Genomic DNA, 20,511 nt, shown 5'->3' with positions numbered 1-20,511 from the left:
CGGATCCCGCCGGACAGGCCCTGGGCCCCGGGGAGGGGTCAGCGCTTGAGCGTGAAGGTGAAGTCCCCGGAGAGCCTGCCGCTCAGCCGGACCGCCGAGACGAGCTTCCCGTCCTTGATCAGTCTCTCGACCTCGGCGCGTGAAAGACCGCACCCCTCAGAGATCAATCGCACCGGCCGGACCGGGATCCGCGCCGCGAAGCGGACCGAGACGTCGATCACCTCGCTGTCCGGATGGTCCGATCCGCCGGTGTCGAGGCGCCAGGCGCCGTCCCAGTCGAGGGCGATGTGATTGCGGCGCCGCACGACCGGATCCTGGAGCAGTTCGGCTGCCAGGCCGGGGTCGTTGTCGTGCAGTCGGTCCAGCAGCTCGGGTCGTACGGAGCGCACGTGCACCCGCTCCAGGACGGTGAGTTTCGCCGTGGCCCCGCAAGCGGTGCAGAGCACGAGGAGCCAGGCGTCGAGGAGCTTGTGGTTGGCGTTGACGCGAAATTTGCCGTTCGCCCGGAAGCGCCCGGACGCGCACGTGTGGCATCGGCGGAGAACGAGCGGCAGGCAGGTGGGAGCGACCACCCAGGTATTGAGCACAGAAGTACACCGGTTCCAGTGAGAAGACCGCAGCAGAAGGGAGCGCGGCGCACATGCGCGACGCGCGACGAATCAGCACTCGGGGGGTCTCACACGGTGTACAACGGAACGTCCTTGCCCAGACGACTAGTTCGGCAGCACGGTAACGGCGCGCAGCGGTCCGGTTCCACTGGTTTTGCGGCGCCCCGTGCGGACGGGCCCGTCGCACGTGATGCGCGACGGGCCCGTCTCGTCAGCCGTCCTCCCGATCACCGGGTCGGCCGGCCCGCGCAGCGGACGCAGGTGGTGGCCGCCGGACGGATCTCCAGGCGTTCGGGCGCAATGGTGCCGCCGCAGCCTTCGCAGCGTCCGTACTGTCCTCGTTCGAGCCGTCGCAGGGCCTCGTCCAGTTCTTCCAGGTGTTCGCGCGCCTGCGCCATCAGGGCGGCCACGTGAGCACGCTCGAAGGCGGTGGTGCCCCCCTCGGGGTCGTGCTCGTCATCGACCGCGACCAGGGCGTTGGCCGCGACGATCCCGTCGAAGTCGCGCCGCAGTGCGGCCGCCCGCGCGAGGGTGTCGGCGCGGTCGGCCGCGAGGCGTGCGCGGACGTCCGAGAACGCGCACGGCTCGGGCTCGTCCTGGCCGTACCGGGGTGCGTCGCCCATGCCGCGACAACGCCGATCCGCTGCCCCCCATTCCCCCCCTCGCCGGCCGGACCCGCGGTTCCCGCCCCCGCGACCCTGCCCGGAAAACGCCGCGTGCGCCGACCTTCCCCTTTCGGCACAAGCGCGATGGCCGCCGAAGCGGAGTCCGCCCCTGGCGGCGGGGAGGGGGTCAGTCCTCCAGCAGGTCGTCGCGCACCGGGATCCAGTCCAGGGCGGATCGGATGCCTTCCTCCAGGGACAGCTTCGGGGTCCATCCCAGCAGCTCGGCCGCCCGGTCGCTCTTGGTGTAGCCCCCCGCCACGTCACCCGGGCGCGGATCGGCGTCCACGGTGGCCAGCGGCGTGCTGACGACGTTGTTGAACGCGGCGCACAGCTCCCGGACGGTGGTGCCGGAACCGGTGCCCAGGTTGATCGCGATCGAGCGCCGCGACTCCATGAGGATGGAGTCGAAGCGCTCGATCGCCGCGACGTGGGCCGCGGCCAGGTCCCAGACGTGCACGTAGTCCCGGATGCCCGTGCCGTCGCGCGTCGGGTACGTCGTCCCGGTGATCGGGAACGGGCGGCCCTCCTGGTGCGCCTGGATGAGCACGCCCAGGGCGTGGCTGGGCCGCTTGAGCTGCAGACCGGTCCGCAGTTCGGGGTCGGCGCCGACGGGGTTGAAGTACCGCAGCGACAGCACGCGCGGCCCGGCCACGGCGATGTCGGCGAACATCTCCTCGCACACGGCCTTGGTCCGCGCGTAGGGGCTCTGCGGCGCCAGCGGCGAGTCCTCGTTGACCGACGACCCGTCCTCGGCCCGGTAGATCGAGGCCGAGGAGCTGAAGATGATGCGGTCGCAGCCGTTGCGGTGCAGGTGGCCGACGAAGGCGAGGCTCTTGGCGACGTTCGCCTCGTAGTAGCCGATCGGGTCCGCGACCGACTCCGGCACCACGATCAGGGCCGCGCAGTGCACCACGGCGGAGATGTCCGGGTGCTCCGAGAAGATGCGGTCGACCAGCGCGCCGTCCGCGATGTCGCCCTCGTAGAAGGCGCGGCCCGAGGTGAACTCCCTGCGCCCGCGTACGAGGTTGTCGAGGATCACGGGGGTGATGCCCGCATCCGTGCAGGCCGACGCGACGGTGCTGCCGATGTAGCCGGCACCCCCGGCGATGAGGACGGTGGTCACGATGATCTCTTTCCGGTCGTTCGAGCCCAGCAGTCAAACGCCGGCCAGGCTAGCCGAGAAGCGATCACCGGCAGCGCCGCGGCGGGGCCACGGCGTTCAGGCTGTGGCCCCGCCGTGCGGCCGGGTTGCTGCCGGTCCCGAGCGGTGCGGCGACGGCGGGAAGCCGGGGCGTCGCTCAGGCGTGGCGATGGTGGTGCTTGTTGCCGGTGACCAGGCGGTAGACGGCGAGAAGGATGACGGAGCCGACGATGGCCGCGATCCAGGTGGAGAGGTCGAAGAATCCGTCGATGGAGTCGACGCCGAAGACGACCTTGCCGAGCCAGCCGCCGAGGAGGCCGCCCGCGATGCCGATCAGCATCGTGATGATGATTCCGCCCGGGTCTTTGCCCGGCATGAGTACCTTGGCGATGAAGCCGGCGAGCAGTCCGATCAGGATCCAGGCAATGATGCCCATGCGCTTCTCCAACCTCGTGAAATGAGCCGGTGTTGACGCTCGTCTTCACCGTTGCGAGGTTTCCAAACGTCGGTTTCCGGATGTCGGATCCACTGGCCGACGGCGCTGCGGCGGCGGGGACCGGTCATCCGTACGGCCGCGGGGACGCGGCCCGGGCTGGCAGTATGCGGTGGGGGCCGTGACTCCCTTGATCGTGTACCCGTCGAGTCGGAGGAACGAAAACGCATGCGCTATCTCCCCCTGGGCAGTTCAGGTCTGCAGGTGTCCGCCGTGGGCCTCGGCTGCAACAACTTCGGCGGCCGGCTCGACGCCCAGGCCACCCGGGCCGTCGTGGACGCCGCCCTGGAGGCGGGCGTCACCCTGCTCGACACCGCCGACATCTACGGCGGCGGGGGCGGTTCCGAGCGGCACCTCGGGCAGGCCCTGAAGGGCCGGCGCGACCAGGTCGTCCTCGCCACCAAGTTCGGCTACGACGGCGTCGACATGAAGTACGGTCCCGCGGCCGGCTCCCGCGGCAGCCGCGCCTACATCCGGCGCGCCGTCGAGGAGTCCCTGCGCCGTCTCGAAACCGACCACATCGACCTGCTCCAGCTGCACAGCCCCGACCCGGCCACCCCCATCGCCGAGACGCTGGCCGCGCTCACGGAACTCGTCGCCGAGGGCAAGGTCCGCTACATCGGTCACTCCAACCTCAGCGGCTGGCAGCTCGCCGAAGCCGCACACGTCGCCCGCGAGACGGGCTCCGTCCCCTTCGTGTCCGCGCAGAACGAGTGGTCGCTGCTGGAGCGGTCGGCTGAGCGCGAGCTGGTCCCGGCGGCCCGGCACTACGGCGTCGGCGTACTCCCGTACTTCCCGCTCGCCAACGGCCTGCTGACCGGCAAGATCCGCCGGGGCGCTCCCGTCCCGGCCGGCTCCCGTCTCGAAGGCAGGAGCTCCTACCTCACCGAGGAGCGCCTCGACGTGGTCGAGGCGCTGGCCGTGATCGCCGACAAGCACGACCGCACGATCCTGGAACTGGCCATCGGCTGGCTCTCCGCCCGGCCCGGCTGCGCCTCCGTCATCGCAGGCGCCACCTCCGCCGGGCAGATCCGCGCGAACGCGGCCGCCGGCGAACGCCCGCTGGACGCGGACCTGCTCGCCGAGATCGACGCGATCGCACCGGGCGTCCCCGCGTAAGGCCCCCGAACGCCGACGAGCGCTCCCCGCGCCCCCGCGAGGGCATGAGGAGCGCTCGTCGCGCAGCGGCCGGCCGGCCCGCCGGGTCAGGACACGATGTCCTTGCGGGAGAAGCCGCGGAAGGCCAGGGCGAACAGCACCAGCGCGTACGACACCGACACCACCGCCCCCTTCACCATCCCGCCCCACTCCAGCTGCGGCTGCAAGGCGTCCGCCCACGCGAACTGCCAGTGCGCCGGCAGGAACTCGCGCCACGAGCCGAGCGCCGTCACCGCGTCCAGGACGTTGCCGACGATCGTCAGCCCGACCGCGCCGCCCACCGCGCCCAGCGGCGCGTCCGTGCGCGTGGACAGCCAGAACGCCAGCCCCGCCGTCACCAGCTGCGACACGAACACGAAGGCCACCGCCAGCGCGAGCCGCGGCACCGTGTCCCCGGCCGCCAGCGCGCCGCCCGCCGGGAGTTTCAGCGGCCCCCACCCGTAGGCGACGGTGCCCGCCGCCAGCGCCACCACCGGCAGCAGCACCATCGCCGCCAGGCTGAAGGCCAGCGCCACCACCAGCTTGCTCCACAGCAGCCGCGCCCGCGGCACCGGTGACGCCAGCAGATAGCGCAGCGAGGACCAGCTCGCCTCCGAGGCCACCGTGTCCCCGCAGAACAGCGCCACCGGCACCACCAGCAGGAAACCGGCAGACACGAACAGACAGGTCGCGGCGAAGTTCGCGCCCGAGGCCGTGGCCGTGTCGATCAGGGTGATCCGGCCGTTCCCACCACCCCTGCGGTCCGGGCCGCCGCCCACCGCGAACGCGATGATCATGATGAAGGGCAGTGCGGCAAGCACCCCGCCCATCACCAGCGTCCGCCGCCGGCGCCACTGCCGCAGCGCCTCCACGCGCAGCGGCAGCGTACGGCTCGCCCGGTAGCCCGGCGCCACCTCCCGTGCCGTCGTCGCCGTACTCACGCCGCACCTCCGATCAGGGTGAGGAACGCGTCCTCCAGTCTCCGGTGCGGCCCCACTCCGCTCACCGGCACCTCCAGCCGTACGAGTTCGGCGATCAGCCCGGCCGCCGTCGCGCCTTCGAGCCGTACGAGCAGCCCGTCGTCCGCGGCCACCACCGACCCCACCCCTTCCAGCGCCGCCACCTTCTCGACGGCCACCCCGTCCACCGGCTCGGCCAGGGTCACCAGCAGGGTGTCCCCGCCACCGGTGATCTCGGCGACCTCGCCCGCCGCCACCCGCTGCCCGCGGTCCATGACCACCAGGTGCGTGCAGGACTGCTCCACCTCCGACAGCAGGTGGCTGGAGACGATGACGGTCCGCCCGCCGGCCGCGTAGCGGATCATCACGTCCCGCATCTCGCGGATCTGCGGCGGGTCCAGACCGTTCGTCGGCTCGTCCAGGATCAGCAGGTCCGGCATCCCGAGCATCGCCTGAGCGATCGCCAGCCGCTGCCGCATGCCCTGCGAGTACGTGCGCACCGCGCGCTCCAGCGCGTCGCCGAGCCCCGCGATCTCCAGGGCCTCCGCCATGTGCGAGTCCTCCGCCGGCCGGCCTGTGGCCTGCCAGTACAGCTCCAGATTGGCGCGGCCCGTCAGGTGCGGCAGGAAGCCCGCACCCTCCACGAAGGCTCCGACCCGCGACAGGACCGGCGCCCCGGCCCGCACGGCGTGCCCGAACACCCGGATCTCCCCGGCATCCGGCGAGATCAGCCCCATCAGCATGCGCAGCGTGGTGGTCTTTCCGGCCCCGTTGGGTCCGAGCAGCCCCAGCACCTGCCCCTTCTCCACCCGGAACGACAGGTCCCGCACCGCGTACCGGTCCTGTGCCTTCGCGTACCGCTTCGTCAGTCCCGTGATCTCCAGCGGTACGTCGGCCAGCGCCGGGTCCGGCTGCGGTACGCCGGCCCGTGCGCCTGCGGCGCCCCCGCCGGTCCGGCGGAACCCGAGCAGTGCCGCGGCCAGTGCCAGCGCGCCCAGCGGCAGCCCCCAGGTCCAGGCGGGGAGCCCCGCCGTGGCGGTCCGCACCCGCGGAGCGACGGGCACGGCCAGCGGGCCCTCCACCGCGACCGTGTAGGCGGCCGGCGCGGCCGGGCTCGCGTAGCCGAGGTCCGTGGCGGCGACCACGAGCCGCAGGCGGTGTCCGGCCGCGACGGAGTGGTCGATCGCGGGCAGCCGCAGCCGCACGGTCGCACCCTGCTGCGCGTCCTCCACCCGCAGCGGGGCGACCAGCTGGGAGGGCAGCACCTGCTGCCGCCCGTCGGGCCCGACGTCGTACACCTTGCCGAACAGCACGGCCGAACCGTCCGCCGCTGTCGACCTCACCTTCAGGGTTACGGTCGGGGTTCCGGTGATCTGGAGGTCCTCGGTCAGCGGCGCCGACTCGAAGCGGGCGTTCTGCCCGGGGAAGTCCAGCGAGAGGCCGGCCCCGAAGGAGGCCAGCTGCCCGCCGATGCCGGGCAGTGAGGACAGCGCGGGAGGTGCGCCGCCCGCCGGGTTGGTGAAGGTCTGCTCGCGCCCCGTCAGGGCGAACTCCCGCGGGCCGGAGACCAGCCCGGGGTAGCGTTCGCCGCTCGCGCCGCGCAGTATCACCTCGCCGTCGGTGGAGTCGATGCCGCCGGAGCGCGAGACCCGGAAGGCCGGGCCGCTGTCGGCGCCCTCGTCGCCCTTGAGGTGGCGGTCGAACCAGGCGGCCACGCGGGCCTCCACCCGGTCCGCCTCGCGCATGCCGCCGTCGTGCCCGCCGGCCGCCCAGTCCACCGACACGGGCGCGCCGTTGGCCGCGACGGCCGCGGCCATGGCATCGGCCTGGTCCAGCGGGAAGAGGGAGTCGTCCTGGCCCTGCACGATGAGGGCCGGCACCTCGATCCGGTCGGCGACCGCCGACGGACTGCGCTGTTCCAGCAGCGTGCGGGCCTCGGCGTCGGGCTTCCCGGCCACGGCGACGCGTTCGTACATCGCGCACAGCTCGGGGGTGAACCTCCCGCAGCCGGGACCGGCCGGGGCGGCGTCCTGCGGACCGGACCCGGAACCGGTCGCCGACCCGGTCGCGGCTCCGGACCCGGTCTCAGGGCGTCCGCCCCCGGCCTCCGGCCGCCCGGCCCCGGCGTCCTGCGGGGTGTCCTGCGGTGCGGTCCCGGCCTGCTGCATCCCGCCCGCCGAGCCGGTGGTGAAGAAGATCCCGGACCACAGCTTCTTGAAGACGCCGCCCGGGAAGAGGGAGTCCGCGAGGTTCCAGTAGGTGATCTCCGGGGCGATCGCGTCGACGCGCCGGTCGTGACCGGCCGCCAGCAGCGAGACCGCCCCGCCGTAGGAGGCTCCGGACACGCCCACGCGCGGGTCGCCGTCCGCGTCGAGGCGCACCTCGGGCCGGGCCGCGAGCCAGTCGATGAGCCGGGAGACGTCCTTGACCTCGTGCTCGGGGTCGTTCAGCCCGATCCGGCCGCCGGAGCGGCCGAAGCCGCGCGCCGACCAGGTCATGACGGCGTAGCCGTCGCGCGCCAGACGTTCGGCCTGCTCACGGACGTCGTCCTTGCTGCCCCCGAAGCCGTGCCCGAGGAGCACGGCTGGACGTTTCGCCCCACCGTCCTTCCCGTCGTCCGCGACGAAGTAGGAGGTGTCGATGTCGGCACCCGGCATGGTCAGGACCTGGTCCCGGCGGTGCACGGCGGGCGCGTCGCCGGACGCGGACGAGGCCGTCCACGTACCGGCCCCCGCCACGACGGCCAGCGCGGCGGCGCCCGCGAGCAGGCGGTCTCGGCGGCGCCTGGGCATACGGAGCTTCATACGGGCACCCTAAGGGCCCGGTAGCCGGCCTCCGAGCACCCACAGGCGGAACTCCCGACCTTCTCAGGTACCAGGCCGCCGCCCGCGCGTACCGCGCCTGCGGTACGCGCGCCCCGTCCGTCCGCCCACCCCTGCGGTACGGGCGCCCGACCTGCACATCGCGCCGCCCGGCGGGAGGATGGCCGCATGCTCCTGGCCGAGGTCGCCCGTGTGTCCCGGGAAGTCGCCGCCACTTCCGCCCGGTCCCGCAAGACCGCGCTGCTCGCGGAACTGTTCGCCGCGGCACCCCCCGAGGAGGCCGGCCTCGTCATCTCCTACCTCTCCGGACGCCTCCCGCAGGGCCGTCCCGGCGTCGGCTGGCGCACCCTGGGCCAGGACGCCGCACCGGCTTCCGAGCCCACCCTCACCGTCCACGACGTCGACGCGGCGGTGAGCGGACTCGTCGCGGAGGCCGGCGCCGGGTCCGCCGCCCGGCGCAGCGGGATCGTCGCCGGGCTGCTCGGCGCGGCCACCGAGGCCGAGCAGGCCTTCCTGCGGAGCCTGCTGTCCGGCGAGGTGCGCCAGGGCGCGCTCGACGCGGTGGCCCTGGACGGCGTGGCCGCGGCTGCCGGAGTACCCGCCGCCGACCTGCGCCGGGCGGTGATGCTGGACGGCTCCCTGCCACGGGTGGCCGAGGCGGTGCTGGCCGACGGCCCCGAGGCGCTGCGCTCCGTGACGCTGCGGGTGGGGCGCCCCGTACAGCCGATGCTGGCGGGCACGGCCGCGTCGGTCACCGAGGCACTGGCCGCGCTCGGCCCGTGCGCGGTGGAGGAGAAGCTCGACGGGATCCGCGTACAGGTCCACCGCGAGGGGGACGACGTACGGGTCTACACGCGCTCCCTCGACGAGATCACCGGGCGGCTGCCGGAAGTGGCGGACCTGGCCCGGTCGCTGCCGGGGGAGCGCTTCATCCTCGACGGGGAGGTCATCGGGCAGACGGCGGACGGCCGCCCCGTCCCCTTCCAGGAGATCGCGAGCCGGGTCGGCTCCCGGGTGGACGTGGACGCCGCCCGGCGGACGCTCCCGGTGGTCCCCTACTTCTTCGACGTCCTGGCCGTCGGCGACGACGTCCTCCTCGACCTCCCGGTCCGCGAGCGGTACGCGGCCCTCGCCGGCCTCGTGCCCGAAAGCGCCCGGGTCGGCCGCCTGGAGGTGCGGGACCCGGCGGGGCAGGAGGCCGAGGCCGTGGAGTTCTGGGCCGAGACCCTGCGCCGCGGTCACGAGGGCGTGGTGGTCAAGGCCCTGGAATCGGCCTACGCGGCGGGCCGGCGCGGCAAGCACTGGCTGAAGGTGAAACCGGTGCACACCCTGGACCTGGTCGTGCTCGCCGCGGAATGGGGCCACGGGCGGCGCACCGGACTGCTCTCGAACCTGCACCTGGGAGCGCGGGCCGCCGACGGCACGTACGCCATGCTCGGCAAGACCTTCAAGGGCCTCACGGACGAGATGCTGCGCTGGCAGACGCAGGCGCTGGGCGCGCTCTCCACCTCGGACGACGGGTTCACCGTACGGGTCCGGCCCGAACTGGTGGTGGAGATCGCCTACGACGGCCTGCAGCGCTCGACGCGCTACCCGGCCGGAGTGGCCCTGCGCTTCGCGCGGGTGGTGCGGCACCGCCCGGACAAGACGGCGGAGCAGGCCGACACCGTCGAGACGGTCCTGGGCCGGGGGAACGCCACCTGAGGGCACGGCCCGGCACGCCCGAAGCCCCGCACCCCGGCGGGCGGCCGGAGCCCCGGCCGGCCGCGTCATCGGAGCGTCATAGGACGGCCGTAGACGGGCGGGCCACCGTGGCTGTCCAGGTGCCGGCCCCTGACGGCGGGCGCGCACCACGACGGGCCCGTCCCGTCATCCGCTCGACCGTGACCGTGACCGTGACCGTGACCGTGCCCGTGACCCGCCGTGCCAGGAGCCGCCATCGTGGACCTCGACTCCGTGCCGACCCGCCGGTCCTTAACCGGCCCTGAGGCGCCCCGCGACGACACACCGCCCCCGAAGGGGTCCGGGCGCCTGCACCGTGCCCGGGCCGCCGTCGCCGCGGCCCTCCCCGGCACCGGCGCGGTCGCGGGCGTCCTCCTCGCCCTCGCCGCCCTCGGCGCGATGATCGGCGAACCGGTCCTCATACCGTCCCTGGCCGCGAGCGCAGCCGTCCTCCACCACACCCCCACCCTGCCCACGGCACAGCCCCGGACCGTCGTCGTCGCCCACCTCCTCGGCGCCGCGGCCGGCTACGCGGTCCTCGCCGCGGCGCCGAGCAGCCCCTGGAGCGCGGCGCTCGCCGGTGGGCTCACCTTCGCCGCCACCAGCCTCGCCCGGACCCCGCACTCGCCCGCCTGCGCCACCGCCGTCGTCGTCGTGCTGCAGACCCCGGCCCCCGCGCGGTTCGTCCCCCTGCTGTTCGCAGCCACGGTGATGCTCGTCCTCGGCGCTCTCGCCGTCTCCCGCCTGCACCCGGCCGCGCCGCGGTATCCCGTGCGGTGGTGGTAGCGGCAGAGGCCACGCAACCACCGTGATTTGCCTCAGAGGCAAGAAGGTTTGCCAGCAGGGCAAGATTCTGGCTCAATCGGGGGCATGAACCCCGGTCCCGCACCCGGCTGCGAAGACGCCGCCGACGAGCTGCCCGCCGTGGCGCCGCAGCTGCGCGAGCTGCGCCGTCGCGCCGGCCTCACCCTGGAGGCCGCCGCCGCCCGGGCCAGGCTCTCGCCCGCCCACCTGTCCCGGCTGGAGACCGGTCGGCGCCAGCCTTCGCTGCCGCTCCTGCTGGGGCTCGCCCGCACCTACGGTACGACGGTCTCCGAGCTGCTCGGCGAGACCTCCGCCGTCGCCGATCCCATCGTACGGGCCGGCGGTCCGGGCGCCCGCGAGGCCGACGGCTGGACGTACTGGCAGGCGGGCGGCGCCGGGCGCGGCATGCAGGCGCTGCGGGTGCACGTCCCGCACGGCCGCGGTCCGGACGACCTGGTCCGCGTCCATCCCGGCGAGGAATGGCTGTACGTCCTGGACGGGCGGCTGCGCCTGCACCTGGGCGAGGCCGAGCACCTGCTGGAGCCGGGGGACAGCGCCCACTTCGACTCCCTCACCCCGCACCGGATCGGCGCGGCCTCCTCCGGCGGGGCCGACCTGCTGTTCGTCCACACCCTGCTCCAGAGCAGCCTCGCCGGGCTGTGCCTCGGCGGGGCAACGACCACCACGCACCACCGATAGGCGAGGAGCCCACCATGACCCCCGTGCCCCCTGCGGACGAGCCCGTCGGCGTACGCGCGCGTTTCGAGGCCAAGTTCCCGCGCGGCCTGATCATCCGGCTGATCGCCTACCTCTTCGTGGGCCACCTCTTCGCCTTCTTCGTCTACCTCCTCTTCGTCCTGGGTGGCCAGAACCAGTAACCGCCCGGAGCGCGCGAGTCGGGGCCGCGCGGCTATGGAAAGGTGCGGGGGCGGTGGCTACCCTCCGCGCATGATTCCCACGGTTGTCTGGGGTACCGGCAACGTCGGCCGTCTGGCCATCCGCGCCGTCGCGGCCCATCCCGCGCTGAAACTGTCCGCAGTCATCGTCCACAATCCAGCCAAGGTCGGCCGCGACGCGGGCGAACTCGGCGGGCTCGACCACCTGTTGGGGGTCGAGGCCACCGACGACGTCGAAGCCGTACTGGCCGCCCGTCCCCGGGCCGTGGTGTACGCCGCGTCCGGTGACGTCCGGCCCGACGAGGCCCTCGCCGACATCACCCGTGCGATCCGGGCGGGCGCGGTCGTCGTCAGCCCGGCCCTCTACCCGCTGTACGACCACCGCAGCGCCCCGCCGGAGTTCCGCGACCCGGTGCTGGCGGCCGTCGCGGAGGGCGGCGGCTCGCTCTTCGCCTCCGGCGTCGACCCCGGCTGGGGAAACGACGTGCTCCCGCTCCTGATCAGCGGACTCGGCACCACGATCGACGCCATCCGCTGCCAGGAGATCTTCGACTACTCCACCTACGACCAGCCGGACTCCGTCCGCAACCTCGTCGGCATGGGCCGTCCCATGGACTTCGAGCCGATGATGCTCATGCCCTCGGTCCCGACGATGGTCTGGGGCGGCCAGATCCGGATGATGGCCCGGGCGCTCGGCGTCGAACTCGACGAGATCCGCGAGACGTCGGAGCGCCGCGCCCTCGACACCACCGTGACCACCCGCACCATGGGCGACTTCGAGGCGGGCACCCAGGGCGCCATCCGCTTCGAGGTCCAGGGCATCGTCGCCGGCGAGCCGCGCATCGTCATCGAGCACGTCACCCGTATCCACGCCTCGTGCGCACCGGACTGGCCCGCGCCGCCGGACGGCGGCGACGGCGCCCACCGCGTCGTCATCGAGGGCCGCCCCCGCATCGAGGTCACCATCGAGGCCACCGACGAGGGCGAGAACCGCTCCGCGGGCGGCAACGCCACCGCCGTCGGGCGTCTCGTCGGCGCCATCGACTGGCTCACCGAGGCGGAGCCCGGACTCTACGACGCCCTCGACGTCCCGCTGCGCCCCGCCACCGGCAGACTCGGAAGGAAACCGTCATGAGGATCGACATCCCCGAAGGGCAGCACCCGATCGAGTACGTGTGGGGCGACATGGTCCCCGGGATCGGCATGGCCGCCGCGAACTTCTCCCTGTCGGTGTACGCCCACACCACGCTGGGGCTGCGCGAGTTCGAGGCGGCCCGGCTGCGCGTCGCCCAGATCAACGGATGCGTGTTCTGCCTGGACTGGCGCACCGAACGGGACGGGCAGAAGGTCGAGGAGGAGTTCGCCGACGCGGTCACCGAGTGGCGCACCACCGACGCGTTCGACGAGCGCACCCGGCTGGCGGCGGAGTACGCCGAGCGGTACACCCTCGACCACCACGGGCTCGACGACGAGTTCTGGGAGCGGATGACCGCGCACTACAGCCAGCTGGAGATCGTGGAACTCACGATGAGCATCGGGTCCTGGCTGGCGTTCGGCCGGCTCAACCACGTGCTCGGCCTCGACAGCGTCTGCGTGCTGCCCGGGCACTGAACCGGGCGGGGCGCGGCGGAACGTGAAGAAGGGGCCGTTCGGCGCATCCGAACGGCCCCGGCCGCTGGGGGGAGGACGCGGCCCTACGAGAGGTCTGTGGCGATGATCTTCTCGATGTTGCGCTCGGCGAGCGCGGTGATGGTGACGAACGGGTTCACGCTGGCGTTTCCGGGGATCAGCGCGCCGTCGATCACGTACAGACCGGTGTAGCCGTGCAGACGGCCGTAGTTGTCGGTGGCCCGGTCCAGGACGGCGCCGCCGAGGGGGTGGTAGGTGAGGGTGTCGTTCCAGATCTTGTTGCCGCCGAACAGGTCGGTCCGGTAGATCGTCCCCTCCTTCGAGTTGATCTTGTCGAAGATGGTCTTGGCCATGGTGATGGACGGCTGCTTCCAGGCCGTCTGCCAGCTCAGGTCGGCCCTGCCCGTCGCGGCGTTCCAGGTGAACTCGGCCCGGTTGGGGTTCTTCGTGATCGACAGGTAGAAGGAGGCGTAGGTCTCGATCCCGGTGGGCAGCGGGGCGACCTCGGCGAACGCGCCGCCGGCGTCCCAGTTGTCGATGCCGGAGCAGGGGATGGTCGACTGGAGCTTGCCGGTCGGGTCCCACATGTGGTTGGCGCGGCCGCACATGACGTTGCCGTTCTCGCCCCAGCCCTTGCCGACCTCGCCGTTGAGGTTCGGCAGTGCTCCGGTGGCCTTCAGCTTGACCAGGAGCTTGCTGGTGCCGACGCTGCCGGCGGCGAAGAACACCCGGTCGGCGGTCACGGTCTTGGTGGCCACGGTGTCGCCGGTGGTGTTGAGCTGGTCGATGGCGACCGTGTAGCCGCCGCCCGCGGCGGGGGAGACCGTGGAGACCCTGTGCAGCGGCGAGATGGTGACCCTGCCCGTCGCCCTGGCCTGTGCGAGGTAGGTCTGGACGAGCGACTTCTTTCCGGCGTTGTTGCCGTAGAGGATCTCGCCGGCCAGGGCGGACTTGGTGGCGGTGCCCGCGGCCTCCCGCTTCATGTGGTCCCAGTCGTACACGTCGGGCACGAAGGTCCAGGCGAAGCCGGACCGCTGGGCGTGCTTGCGGCCGACCCGGGAGAACTGGTAGCAGTCGGCGGTGTCGAACCAGGCCGGGTCGATCATCCCGACGCCGAGGCCGGCGTTGGCCCTCGGGTAGTAGGTGTCGTACATCTCGTCGGCGTTCACCGAGGGGAGGACGGCGGCGAAGTTCGCGCGCTTGGGCGTGACCGCCATGCCGCCGTTGACCAGCGAACCGCCGCCGACGCCGCGGCCCTGGTAGACCGTGATGCCGGCGAAGTCCTCGGCGTCCAGGATCCCCGTGTACTTGGGGACGTCCTTGTCGATGGGGAAGCCGAGGAAGTTGCTGAGCGGCGCCTTGGTCCGTGTGCGGAGCCAGAACGAGCGGTAGTCCGGACTGGTCACCTTCGGGAAGACCTTGCCGTCCGGGCCCGGGGTGTCCCAGTTCATGCCCATCTCGATCATCTGCACGTCCACTCCGGCCTGTGCCAGCCGCAGGGCCGCGACCGACCCGCCGTAGCCGGTGCCGATGACCAGGACCGGTACCCGGGCCCCGTCCCCGATCGGTCCCGGCGCGGCGGCGGCCGCGGCCGCCTGCGCCGCCGGGGGAGCGAGGTGACCGGCCAGGGCCACGGCCCCGACTATGGAACCTGTTCTACCTAGGAATCCGCGACGTGAAATTCCATTGGAGCCTCTTTTGGGCAGGGCGTTGTCACCCATGTGACGTTCCTCACTCTCGATGGAATGGGAACGAGTTCTACTGCTGCCCGCGTGTGAAGTCACTACATACGTCTAGGTAACTTTCGGTCGATCAGCGGTCCCCGGCGGCCGGTTCCCGGCCCCCGACCCAGCCCAGGACCAGCAGCGAGGCGACCGCGGCGACGGCGCACCAGGTGGAGGCGAATTCCAGCCGCCACAGCGCTGAGCAGGCCAGGGCTCCCGCGGTCGGCACCACCCCGAGGGTCCGCAGCCGCCGGTCCCCGGCGAGCAGCAGCGAGCCCAGAGTGGCGAGCAGGTAGCCCGTCAGGACCAGCGGCGTCCACGGAACCTTCACGCCGTAGCCGATGGTGCGGCCCCGGATCTCGGCCGTCACCGGCCCCGTCGCGAGGGCGTGCGCGAATCCCGGACCGCGGCCTCCATCAGCTGGTGCACGCCCAGCAGCGGCAGCGTCGCCACGAGCAGGTCGCGGGCCCGTCGTACGCGCGCCACGCACACGAGTCCGACGGCGGCGACGGCCGTGCCCGCGACCAGGTCGGCCGTCGCGCTCCAGCACACGGGGATCAGCCCGGCGCGGTACGGTCACCCCGCTCGCGGGGTTCGAGTGGCGGGGAGGACAGTGCGCAGTGCGTGTGGCACTGCGGGTGGCACGCGTCGGGCGCGGGGGAGCGGACGGTCGCCCAGGCCACGACGGATCCGGCCACGAGGGCGCCCGCGCACCACGGCATGGCCCGCCCGAACGCCGCGTCGAACTGCGTCGCCGAGAGGTACGACTCCGGGCCCATTCCTGCCAGCAGGGGCAGCGCCGCCACGGCGAGCAGCCCGGCCGCGCGCGCGGCGGCGTTGTTGATGCCGCTGGCCAGGCCCGCCCGCCCCGGGTCCACCGAGGACAGCACGGTCGCCGTCAGCGGAGCCACCAGGGTCACCATCCCCAGTCCCATCACCACCATGGCCGGCAGCACGTCCGCCACGTACGAGGCCCCCGGGCCCACCCGCAGCGTCAGCAGGATCCCGGCCGCGCACAGCAGCGGCCCCACGGTGAGCGGGATGCGCGGCCCGATCCGCTCGCCGATCTCGCCCGAGCGGGCCGACAGCAGCAGCATCAGCAGCGTCGTCGGCAGCAGCGCCGCACCGGCGCCCAGGGCCGAGTACCCGGCCACCACCTGGAGCTGCAGCACGACGAGGAAGAAGAAGCCGCTGAAGGCCGCGTACACGCACAGGGTGACCAGGTTGACGGCCGTGAACTGCCGCGACCTGAAGATGTCCGGCGGCACCATCGGATCGGCCCGGTGCCGCTCCACCCAGACGAAGGCGGCGCCCAGCAGCACGCCCCCCACCGCCGCGGCGACGACCGGGGCGGTGTCCGACGAGGCCTCGATCAGCGCGTAGGTGACCAGACCCAGTGCGCCCGCGCCGAGCACCGCCCCGGCCACGTCGAAGCGGCCGTGCGCCTGGGGGTCCCGCGACTCCGGTACGTGCCGCAGCGCCACCGGCACGCACAGCGCGGCCACCGGCACGTTCAGCAGGAACACCCACCGCCAGCCCGGCCCGTCCACCAGCCAGCCGCCGAGGAACGGACCCACCGCCGCGCCCACACCGCCCAGCCCCGACCACAGGCCCACCGCGCGGCCCCGGTCCCCGGCCCGGATCGAGCCCTGGATCAGGGCGAGGGAGCCGGGCGTCAGCAGCGCCCCGCCGACGCCCTGCAGGGCCCGGGCGGCCACCAGCACTCCGGCGTTCGGGGCGATCCCGCACAGCAGGGAACCCACCGCGAACCACACCGTGCCCAGCACGAAGATCCGCCGCCGGCCGAAGCGGTCGCCCAGGGCCCCGCCGACCAGGATCAGCCCGGCCAGGGTGAGCAGATAGGCGTTCACCGTCCACTGGAGCACCGCCAGATCGGCGTCGAGGTCCTCCCCGATGCGCGGGAGCGCCACGTTCACCACGGTCGAGTCCAGCATGGCCATGGTCGACCCGAGCACCGTGGCCAGCAGGATCCACCGGCCGCGCGCCGACGCCAGCGCTACGGCGGGCTCGGGCGGCACCTCGGGCGACTCGGCGGGCACGGTCATGCCTTCAGGCTGGCGCGCCCGGCGCGGAAGGGCCACCGGGGCACGCCGCCGGTCCGCGCGGCCCGGGGGTGTCGTGCCGATCCGCAAGACAGCCCCGGGGACGGCTCATAAGGCCCTCTTGTAATGAGCATGACGTCTACTTCACCATGACCCGCGCACGTCACGCGCACCCTTCCCGCACATCCCGCACACGGCGTACGAGGAGACAACACGTGGCCCAACGCGACAAGCGGTCCTCACGAGCCTTACGGCCCACGAGGCCGGCCCGGCCCGCACGGTCCTTACGCACGGCGCTCGCCGCCCTCACCTCGGTCCTGCTGCTCCCGCTCGGCGCGGGCGTCGCCGCGGCCGCACCGGATCCCGGCCCCGGCGTGCCGAGCGCGGCCGAGCGCAAGATCGAACCCAAGCTCCGCGCCCAGCTCGACGGCTCGGCCAAGGCCGTCTTCTGGGTCTACCTCGACAGCGCCGCCGACCTCACCGCCGCGGGGAAGCAGCAGACCCGCGCCGCCAAGGCCGAGACCGTGCTGAGGACGAAGAAGGACCACGCCGCGCGCAGCCAGGCCGACGTCATCAAGGCCCTGGAAGGCGCCGGGGCCGAGTACACCTCGTACTGGATCGTGAACGCCGTGCGCGTCGTCGGCAGCGAGAAACTCGCCGGAACCCTCGCCCAGCGCCCCGAGGTGGCCCGGATCGACGCCGACGACAAGGTCGACCTCCCCAAGCCCGCCGAGGGCAAGCGCGAGAAGGCCGTCGCGGACGCCGTCGAGTGGAACATCGACCGGATCAAGGCCCCGCAGGTGTGGGACCGGATCGGTGTCCGCGGCGAGGGCGTCGTCGTCGCCAACATCGACAGCGGGGTCGACTTCACGCACCCGGCCGTGGCCAACCAGTACCGCGGCAAGAACGCCGACGGCAGCTACTCCCACGCCTACAACTGGTTCGACCCGGCGGGCGTCTGCGCCGGCGCCGCACCCTGCGACAACAACGACCACGGCACCCACACCATGGGCACGATGGTCGGCGACGACGGCGGCGCCAACAAGATCGGCGTCGCCCCCGGTGCCAAGTGGATCGCCGCCAAGGGCTGCGAGTCCAACTCCTGCTCCGAGGCCTCGCTGCTCGCCTCCGGACAGTGGATCGTCGCCCCGACCGACCTGAACGGGCAGAACCCGCGACCCGACCTGGCCCCGCACATCGTCAACAACTCCTGGGGCGGAGCGGGCGGCGACACCTGGTACCAGCAGATCGTCGACACCTGGCGGGCCGCCGGCATCTTCCCGGCCTTCTCCAACGGCAACGCCGGACCCGGCTGCTCCACCAGCGGCTCGCCCGGTGACTACGCCAGCTCCTACAGCTCCGGCGCCTTCGACATCAACAACACGATCGCGTCCTTCTCCTCGCGCGGCGCCGGCCCCGGCGGCATCGTCAAGCCGAACATCTCCGCTCCGGGCGTGAACGTCCGCTCCTCCGTCCCCGGCGGCGCGTACGAGGCCTTCTCCGGCACCTCCATGGCCTCACCGCACACCGCGGCCGCCGTGGCCCTGCTGTGGTCCGCCGCCCCGTCCCTGGAAGGCGACATCGCGCAGACCGAGTCGCTCCTGGACGGCACCGCCCTGGACACCGACAGCAGCCAGTGCGGTGGCAACGCCGCCGACAACAACGTCTTCGGCGAGGGCCGCCTCGACGTCCTCGCCGCCGTCAACGCCGCCCCGCGCGGCGCGCTCGGCGCCCTGGGCGGCACCGTCCGCTCCGGCGGCCAGCCCCTCGCGGGCGTGAAGGTCACCGCTGACGGCCCGATCGACCGTACGGCCACCACGGCGGCCGACGGCAGCTACTCCTTCCCGGCCCTCTCGGTCGGCGAGTACACCCTGACCGCGGCCAAGTTCGGCTACGGGCAGCAGACCGCGACCGCCACCGTGACCGAGAACGGCACCGCCACCGGCGACTTCACCCTCACCCAGGCGGCCTCCGGCAAGGTCACCGGCACCGTCGCCTCGGCCTCCGGGCCGACCGCGGGAGCCGCCGTCACCATCGCCGACACCCCGGTGACCGCGACCACCGACGCACAGGGCCGCTTCGAGGTCACCCTGCCCCACGGCACCTACCGGGTGAACGCCACCCACGCCTCCCGCTGCCTCAGCGGCGGTACGGCCGAGGTCACCGTCGGCGGCGACACCACCGTCACCGTGAACCTGCCCGAGCGCACCGACGGCTACGGCTACGCCTGCGCCACCGCCGGCGACCGGCCCTACGCGGCGGGCAGCCGGCAGCTCGCGCTCACCGGCGACAACACCACCGAACGGGTCGACCTGCCCTTCCCGCTGCCGCTGTACGGCAAGACGTACGCCCAGGCCTGGATCGGCACGAACGGCACGGTCAGCTTCGGCGGCAACAACACCGGCGACATCAACGGAGACCTTCCGAGCACGGCCACGCCCAACGCCGCCCTCTACCCCTTCTGGGACGACCTGGTCGTCGGCGCGGCGGGCAGCGGCTCGGGCGTCTTCACCGCGGTCACCGGTACCGCCCCGCACCGCGCCTACGTGATCGAGTGGCGCGAGGTGGCCCACTGGTCGGCGCAGGCCGAGAAGTTCTCCTTCTCCGCGGCGATCGGCGAGGACGGCACCGTCACCTACTCCTACAAGGGCACCGGCGGCACCGGCATCAAGGGCGGCTCCACGGCCACGGTCGGCGTGGAGAACGCCACCGGAACCGACGCCTTCAAGTACTCCTTCAACACCCCGGTCATCACCGACGGCCTGTCCATCGCCTTCCGCACCACCAAGAGCGGCGTGGTGGCCGGCCGGGTCCTCGACGCCAACGACGGCAACGGCGTCGCCGGGGCCACGGTGACCGTCGGCACGGGCGACACCGCGGTGTCGGCGACCACGGCCGCGGACGGCGCGTACGTCGTCCAGAGCCCCTCCGGCTCGCGGACCGTCTCCCTCGCGGCGGCGCAGTACGAGCCCGCCACGGCCACGGTGGACGTCAAGGCCGCCGACGTCACGACGGTGACGCAGTCCCTGCGCACCGGCAGGGTCACGGCCTCCAAGCCGGCGCTGGAGGTCGTGCTCCCGGCCGACCAGCAGCGGACCCGGACCCTGGACCTCACCAACCCGGGCCTCGGCACGGCGTTCACGGTGTCCGAGGACGCGGCCTGGCTGACGGCCACACCCGCGAGCGGCGACCTTCCGACGGGCGGGAAGGCCCCGCTCACCCTCTCGGTCGACACGACGGGACTGGCCCCCGGCACGGTCCTGACCGCCGACCTGAAGATCGCCTCGGCGAGCGGCCGCACCCCGGTCCTCACCGTCCCGGTCAAGGTCGTCGTCCCGCGCTACCAGGTCGGCCTGGACGCGGGCTCCGGCTACGGCTCCACCGACGCCCTCGGCGACGCCTGGTCCCCGGACCGCAAGTACACCGCGGGCTCGTACGGGTACCAGGGCAACGGCACCGTCCAGTCCACCGGCCGCACCATCGCCGGCACGGACGAGCAGCGGCTCTTCCGCAACGCCCGTGAGGGCATGTACGAGTACCGCTTCGACAACGTGCCGAACGGCACCTACACGGTGGAGCTCGGCTTCGCGGAACTCTCCTCCACCAAGGCGAACAAGCGCGTCTTCGACGTCCTCGCCGAGGGCACGCAGGTCCTGCCCTCCCTCGACATCGCCCTGGAGGCGGGCACCTACAAGGCCCTGACCCGCACGTACACGGTCACGGTCACGGACGGGGTGCTCAACGTCCGCTTCGTGACGCACTCCGGATTCGGCAAGCCCCTGCTGAACACCCTGCGGGTGACCGACCGGCCCGACAAGAACTGACCCGGTGAGGGGGCGGGGGCCGGC

The 20,511-nt window shown here is 73.0% G+C and carries 16 protein-coding genes and 1 pseudogene; 8 read left to right on the top strand and 9 right to left on the bottom strand.

Annotation, left to right across the window (positions count from 1 at the left end):
- Positions 1-38: 38 nt before the first annotated feature.
- The 4 genes from IG86_RS0113325 to IG86_RS0113310 all read right to left on the bottom strand — a co-directional run bounded on the left by IG86_RS0113325 (position 39) and on the right by IG86_RS0113310 (position 2,850).
- Complete coding sequence (locus IG86_RS0113325; protein WP_030896928.1) at positions 39-587, bottom strand: DUF1062 domain-containing protein; 549 nt, start codon at positions 585-587, stop codon at positions 39-41.
- A gap of 248 nt (positions 588-835) precedes the next feature.
- Entirely contained in the window at positions 836-1,231 is a 396-nt protein-coding gene (locus IG86_RS0113320; protein ID WP_030820113.1) for a TraR/DksA family transcriptional regulator, read from the bottom strand.
- Between the two features lie 169 nt (positions 1,232-1,400).
- Entirely contained in the window at positions 1,401-2,396 is a 996-nt protein-coding gene (galE, locus tag IG86_RS0113315) for a UDP-glucose 4-epimerase GalE (protein ID WP_030820111.1), read from the bottom strand.
- Positions 2,397-2,571: 175 nt separating this feature from the next.
- Complete coding sequence (locus tag IG86_RS0113310; protein ID WP_030820109.1) at positions 2,572-2,850, bottom strand: GlsB/YeaQ/YmgE family stress response membrane protein; 279 nt, start codon at positions 2,848-2,850, stop codon at positions 2,572-2,574.
- 225 nt (positions 2,851-3,075) lie between these two features.
- On the opposite strand from IG86_RS0113310, the gene IG86_RS0113305 reads away from it, so the two are divergent.
- The gene (locus tag IG86_RS0113305; RefSeq protein ID WP_030896925.1) at positions 3,076-4,026 is read left to right on the top strand and encodes an aldo/keto reductase; all 951 of its coding nucleotides are present in this window, start codon (positions 3,076-3,078) and stop codon (positions 4,024-4,026) included.
- Between the two features lie 86 nt (positions 4,027-4,112).
- Here the strand turns inward: IG86_RS0113305 and IG86_RS0113300 are convergent, their stop codons facing one another.
- Both IG86_RS0113300 and IG86_RS0113295 read right to left on the bottom strand, forming a co-directional pair.
- Positions 4,113-4,985, bottom strand: coding sequence for an ABC transporter permease (locus tag IG86_RS0113300; protein ID WP_030896922.1), 873 nt, complete (start codon positions 4,983-4,985; stop codon positions 4,113-4,115).
- Entirely contained in the window at positions 4,982-7,807 is a 2,826-nt protein-coding gene (locus tag IG86_RS0113295) for an alpha/beta fold hydrolase (RefSeq protein ID WP_030896920.1), read from the bottom strand. The genes IG86_RS0113300 and IG86_RS0113295 overlap by 4 nt, the downstream gene beginning before the upstream one ends.
- A 186-nt stretch (positions 7,808-7,993) precedes the next feature.
- Between IG86_RS0113295 and IG86_RS0113290 the strand changes: the two genes are divergently transcribed.
- The 6 genes from IG86_RS0113290 to IG86_RS0113265 all read left to right on the top strand — a co-directional run bounded on the left by IG86_RS0113290 (position 7,994) and on the right by IG86_RS0113265 (position 12,858).
- Positions 7,994-9,529, top strand: a complete 1,536-nt coding sequence (locus IG86_RS0113290) for an ATP-dependent DNA ligase (protein ID WP_030896918.1) — start codon at positions 7,994-7,996, stop codon at positions 9,527-9,529.
- Between the two features lie 237 nt (positions 9,530-9,766).
- Positions 9,767-10,333 (top strand): HPP family protein, encoded by a 567-nt coding sequence (locus IG86_RS0113285; protein WP_244305841.1) that lies wholly within the window; start codon positions 9,767-9,769, stop codon positions 10,331-10,333.
- 84 nt (positions 10,334-10,417) lie between these two features.
- Entirely contained in the window at positions 10,418-11,050 is a 633-nt protein-coding gene (locus IG86_RS0113280; protein ID WP_030820100.1) for a helix-turn-helix domain-containing protein, read from the top strand.
- Positions 11,051-11,064: 14 nt separating this feature from the next.
- Positions 11,065-11,229 carry a DUF6126 family protein gene (locus tag IG86_RS43560; RefSeq protein ID WP_167751146.1) on the top strand — a complete coding sequence of 55 codons (165 nt, stop codon included), beginning with the start codon at positions 11,065-11,067 and terminating at the stop codon, positions 11,227-11,229.
- Between the two features lie 70 nt (positions 11,230-11,299).
- A complete protein-coding gene (locus tag IG86_RS0113270; RefSeq protein WP_030896915.1) occupies positions 11,300-12,382 on the top strand; it encodes an NAD(P)H-dependent amine dehydrogenase family protein in 1,083 nt (360 codons plus the stop codon).
- Complete coding sequence (locus IG86_RS0113265) at positions 12,379-12,858, top strand: carboxymuconolactone decarboxylase family protein (RefSeq protein ID WP_030820096.1); 480 nt, start codon at positions 12,379-12,381, stop codon at positions 12,856-12,858. The genes IG86_RS0113270 and IG86_RS0113265 overlap by 4 nt, the downstream gene beginning before the upstream one ends.
- 83 nt (positions 12,859-12,941) lie before the next feature.
- Here IG86_RS0113265 and IG86_RS0113260 read toward each other — a convergent pair whose 3' ends face one another.
- From IG86_RS0113260 to IG86_RS0113250, 3 genes and pseudogenes are all read right to left on the bottom strand, one after another.
- Positions 12,942-14,597, bottom strand: coding sequence for a GMC oxidoreductase (locus IG86_RS0113260; RefSeq protein ID WP_030896914.1), 1,656 nt, complete (start codon positions 14,595-14,597; stop codon positions 12,942-12,944).
- 91 nt (positions 14,598-14,688) lie between these two features.
- Positions 14,689-15,152 (bottom strand): annotated as a pseudogene (locus IG86_RS45495) (DUF6629 family protein).
- A gap of 5 nt (positions 15,153-15,157) precedes the next feature.
- Positions 15,158-16,666: an MFS transporter gene (locus tag IG86_RS0113250; RefSeq protein ID WP_030896913.1), complete on the bottom strand. Its 1,509-nt coding sequence runs from the start codon at positions 16,664-16,666 to the stop codon at positions 15,158-15,160.
- A 212-nt stretch (positions 16,667-16,878) separates the two neighbouring features.
- Between IG86_RS0113250 and IG86_RS0113245 the strand changes: the two genes are divergently transcribed.
- Positions 16,879-20,487 (top strand): S8 family serine peptidase, encoded by a 3,609-nt coding sequence (locus IG86_RS0113245; protein WP_030896911.1) that lies wholly within the window; start codon positions 16,879-16,881, stop codon positions 20,485-20,487.
- The last annotated feature ends 24 nt before the right edge of the window (positions 20,488-20,511 follow it).

Source organism: Streptomyces virginiae, from assembly GCF_000720455.1.
In the GTDB taxonomy this organism is placed as follows: Bacteria; Actinomycetota; Actinomycetes; order Streptomycetales; family Streptomycetaceae; genus Streptomyces; species Streptomyces virginiae.
Note: the sequence above shows the minus strand (reverse complement) of the source record. Positions and strands in the feature narration are given on the sequence as shown.

Excerpts from the sequence above, each read along its gene's own strand:
- IG86_RS0113320 (WP_030820113.1), bottom strand. The coding sequence starts at position 1,231 with ATGGGCGACGCACCCCGGTACGGCCAGGACGAGCCCGAGCCGTGCGCG.
- IG86_RS0113310 (WP_030820109.1), bottom strand. The coding sequence starts at position 2,850 with ATGGGCATCATTGCCTGGATCCTGATCGGACTGCTCGCCGGCTTCATC.
- IG86_RS0113305 (WP_030896925.1), top strand. The coding sequence starts at position 3,076 with ATGCGCTATCTCCCCCTGGGCAGTTCAGGTCTGCAGGTGTCCGCCGTG.
- IG86_RS0113295 (WP_030896920.1), bottom strand. The coding sequence starts at position 7,807 with ATGAAGCTCCGTATGCCCAGGCGCCGCCGAGACCGCCTGCTCGCGGGC.
- IG86_RS0113290 (WP_030896918.1), top strand. The coding sequence starts at position 7,994 with ATGCTCCTGGCCGAGGTCGCCCGTGTGTCCCGGGAAGTCGCCGCCACT.
- IG86_RS0113280 (WP_030820100.1), top strand. The coding sequence starts at position 10,418 with ATGAACCCCGGTCCCGCACCCGGCTGCGAAGACGCCGCCGACGAGCTG.
- IG86_RS43560 (WP_167751146.1), top strand. The coding sequence starts at position 11,065 with ATGACCCCCGTGCCCCCTGCGGACGAGCCCGTCGGCGTACGCGCGCGT.
- IG86_RS0113270 (WP_030896915.1), top strand. The coding sequence starts at position 11,300 with ATGATTCCCACGGTTGTCTGGGGTACCGGCAACGTCGGCCGTCTGGCC.
- IG86_RS0113265 (WP_030820096.1), top strand. The coding sequence starts at position 12,379 with ATGAGGATCGACATCCCCGAAGGGCAGCACCCGATCGAGTACGTGTGG.
- IG86_RS0113260 (WP_030896914.1), bottom strand. The coding sequence starts at position 14,597 with ATGGGTGACAACGCCCTGCCCAAAAGAGGCTCCAATGGAATTTCACGT.
- IG86_RS0113250 (WP_030896913.1), bottom strand. The coding sequence starts at position 16,666 with ATGACCGTGCCCGCCGAGTCGCCCGAGGTGCCGCCCGAGCCCGCCGTA.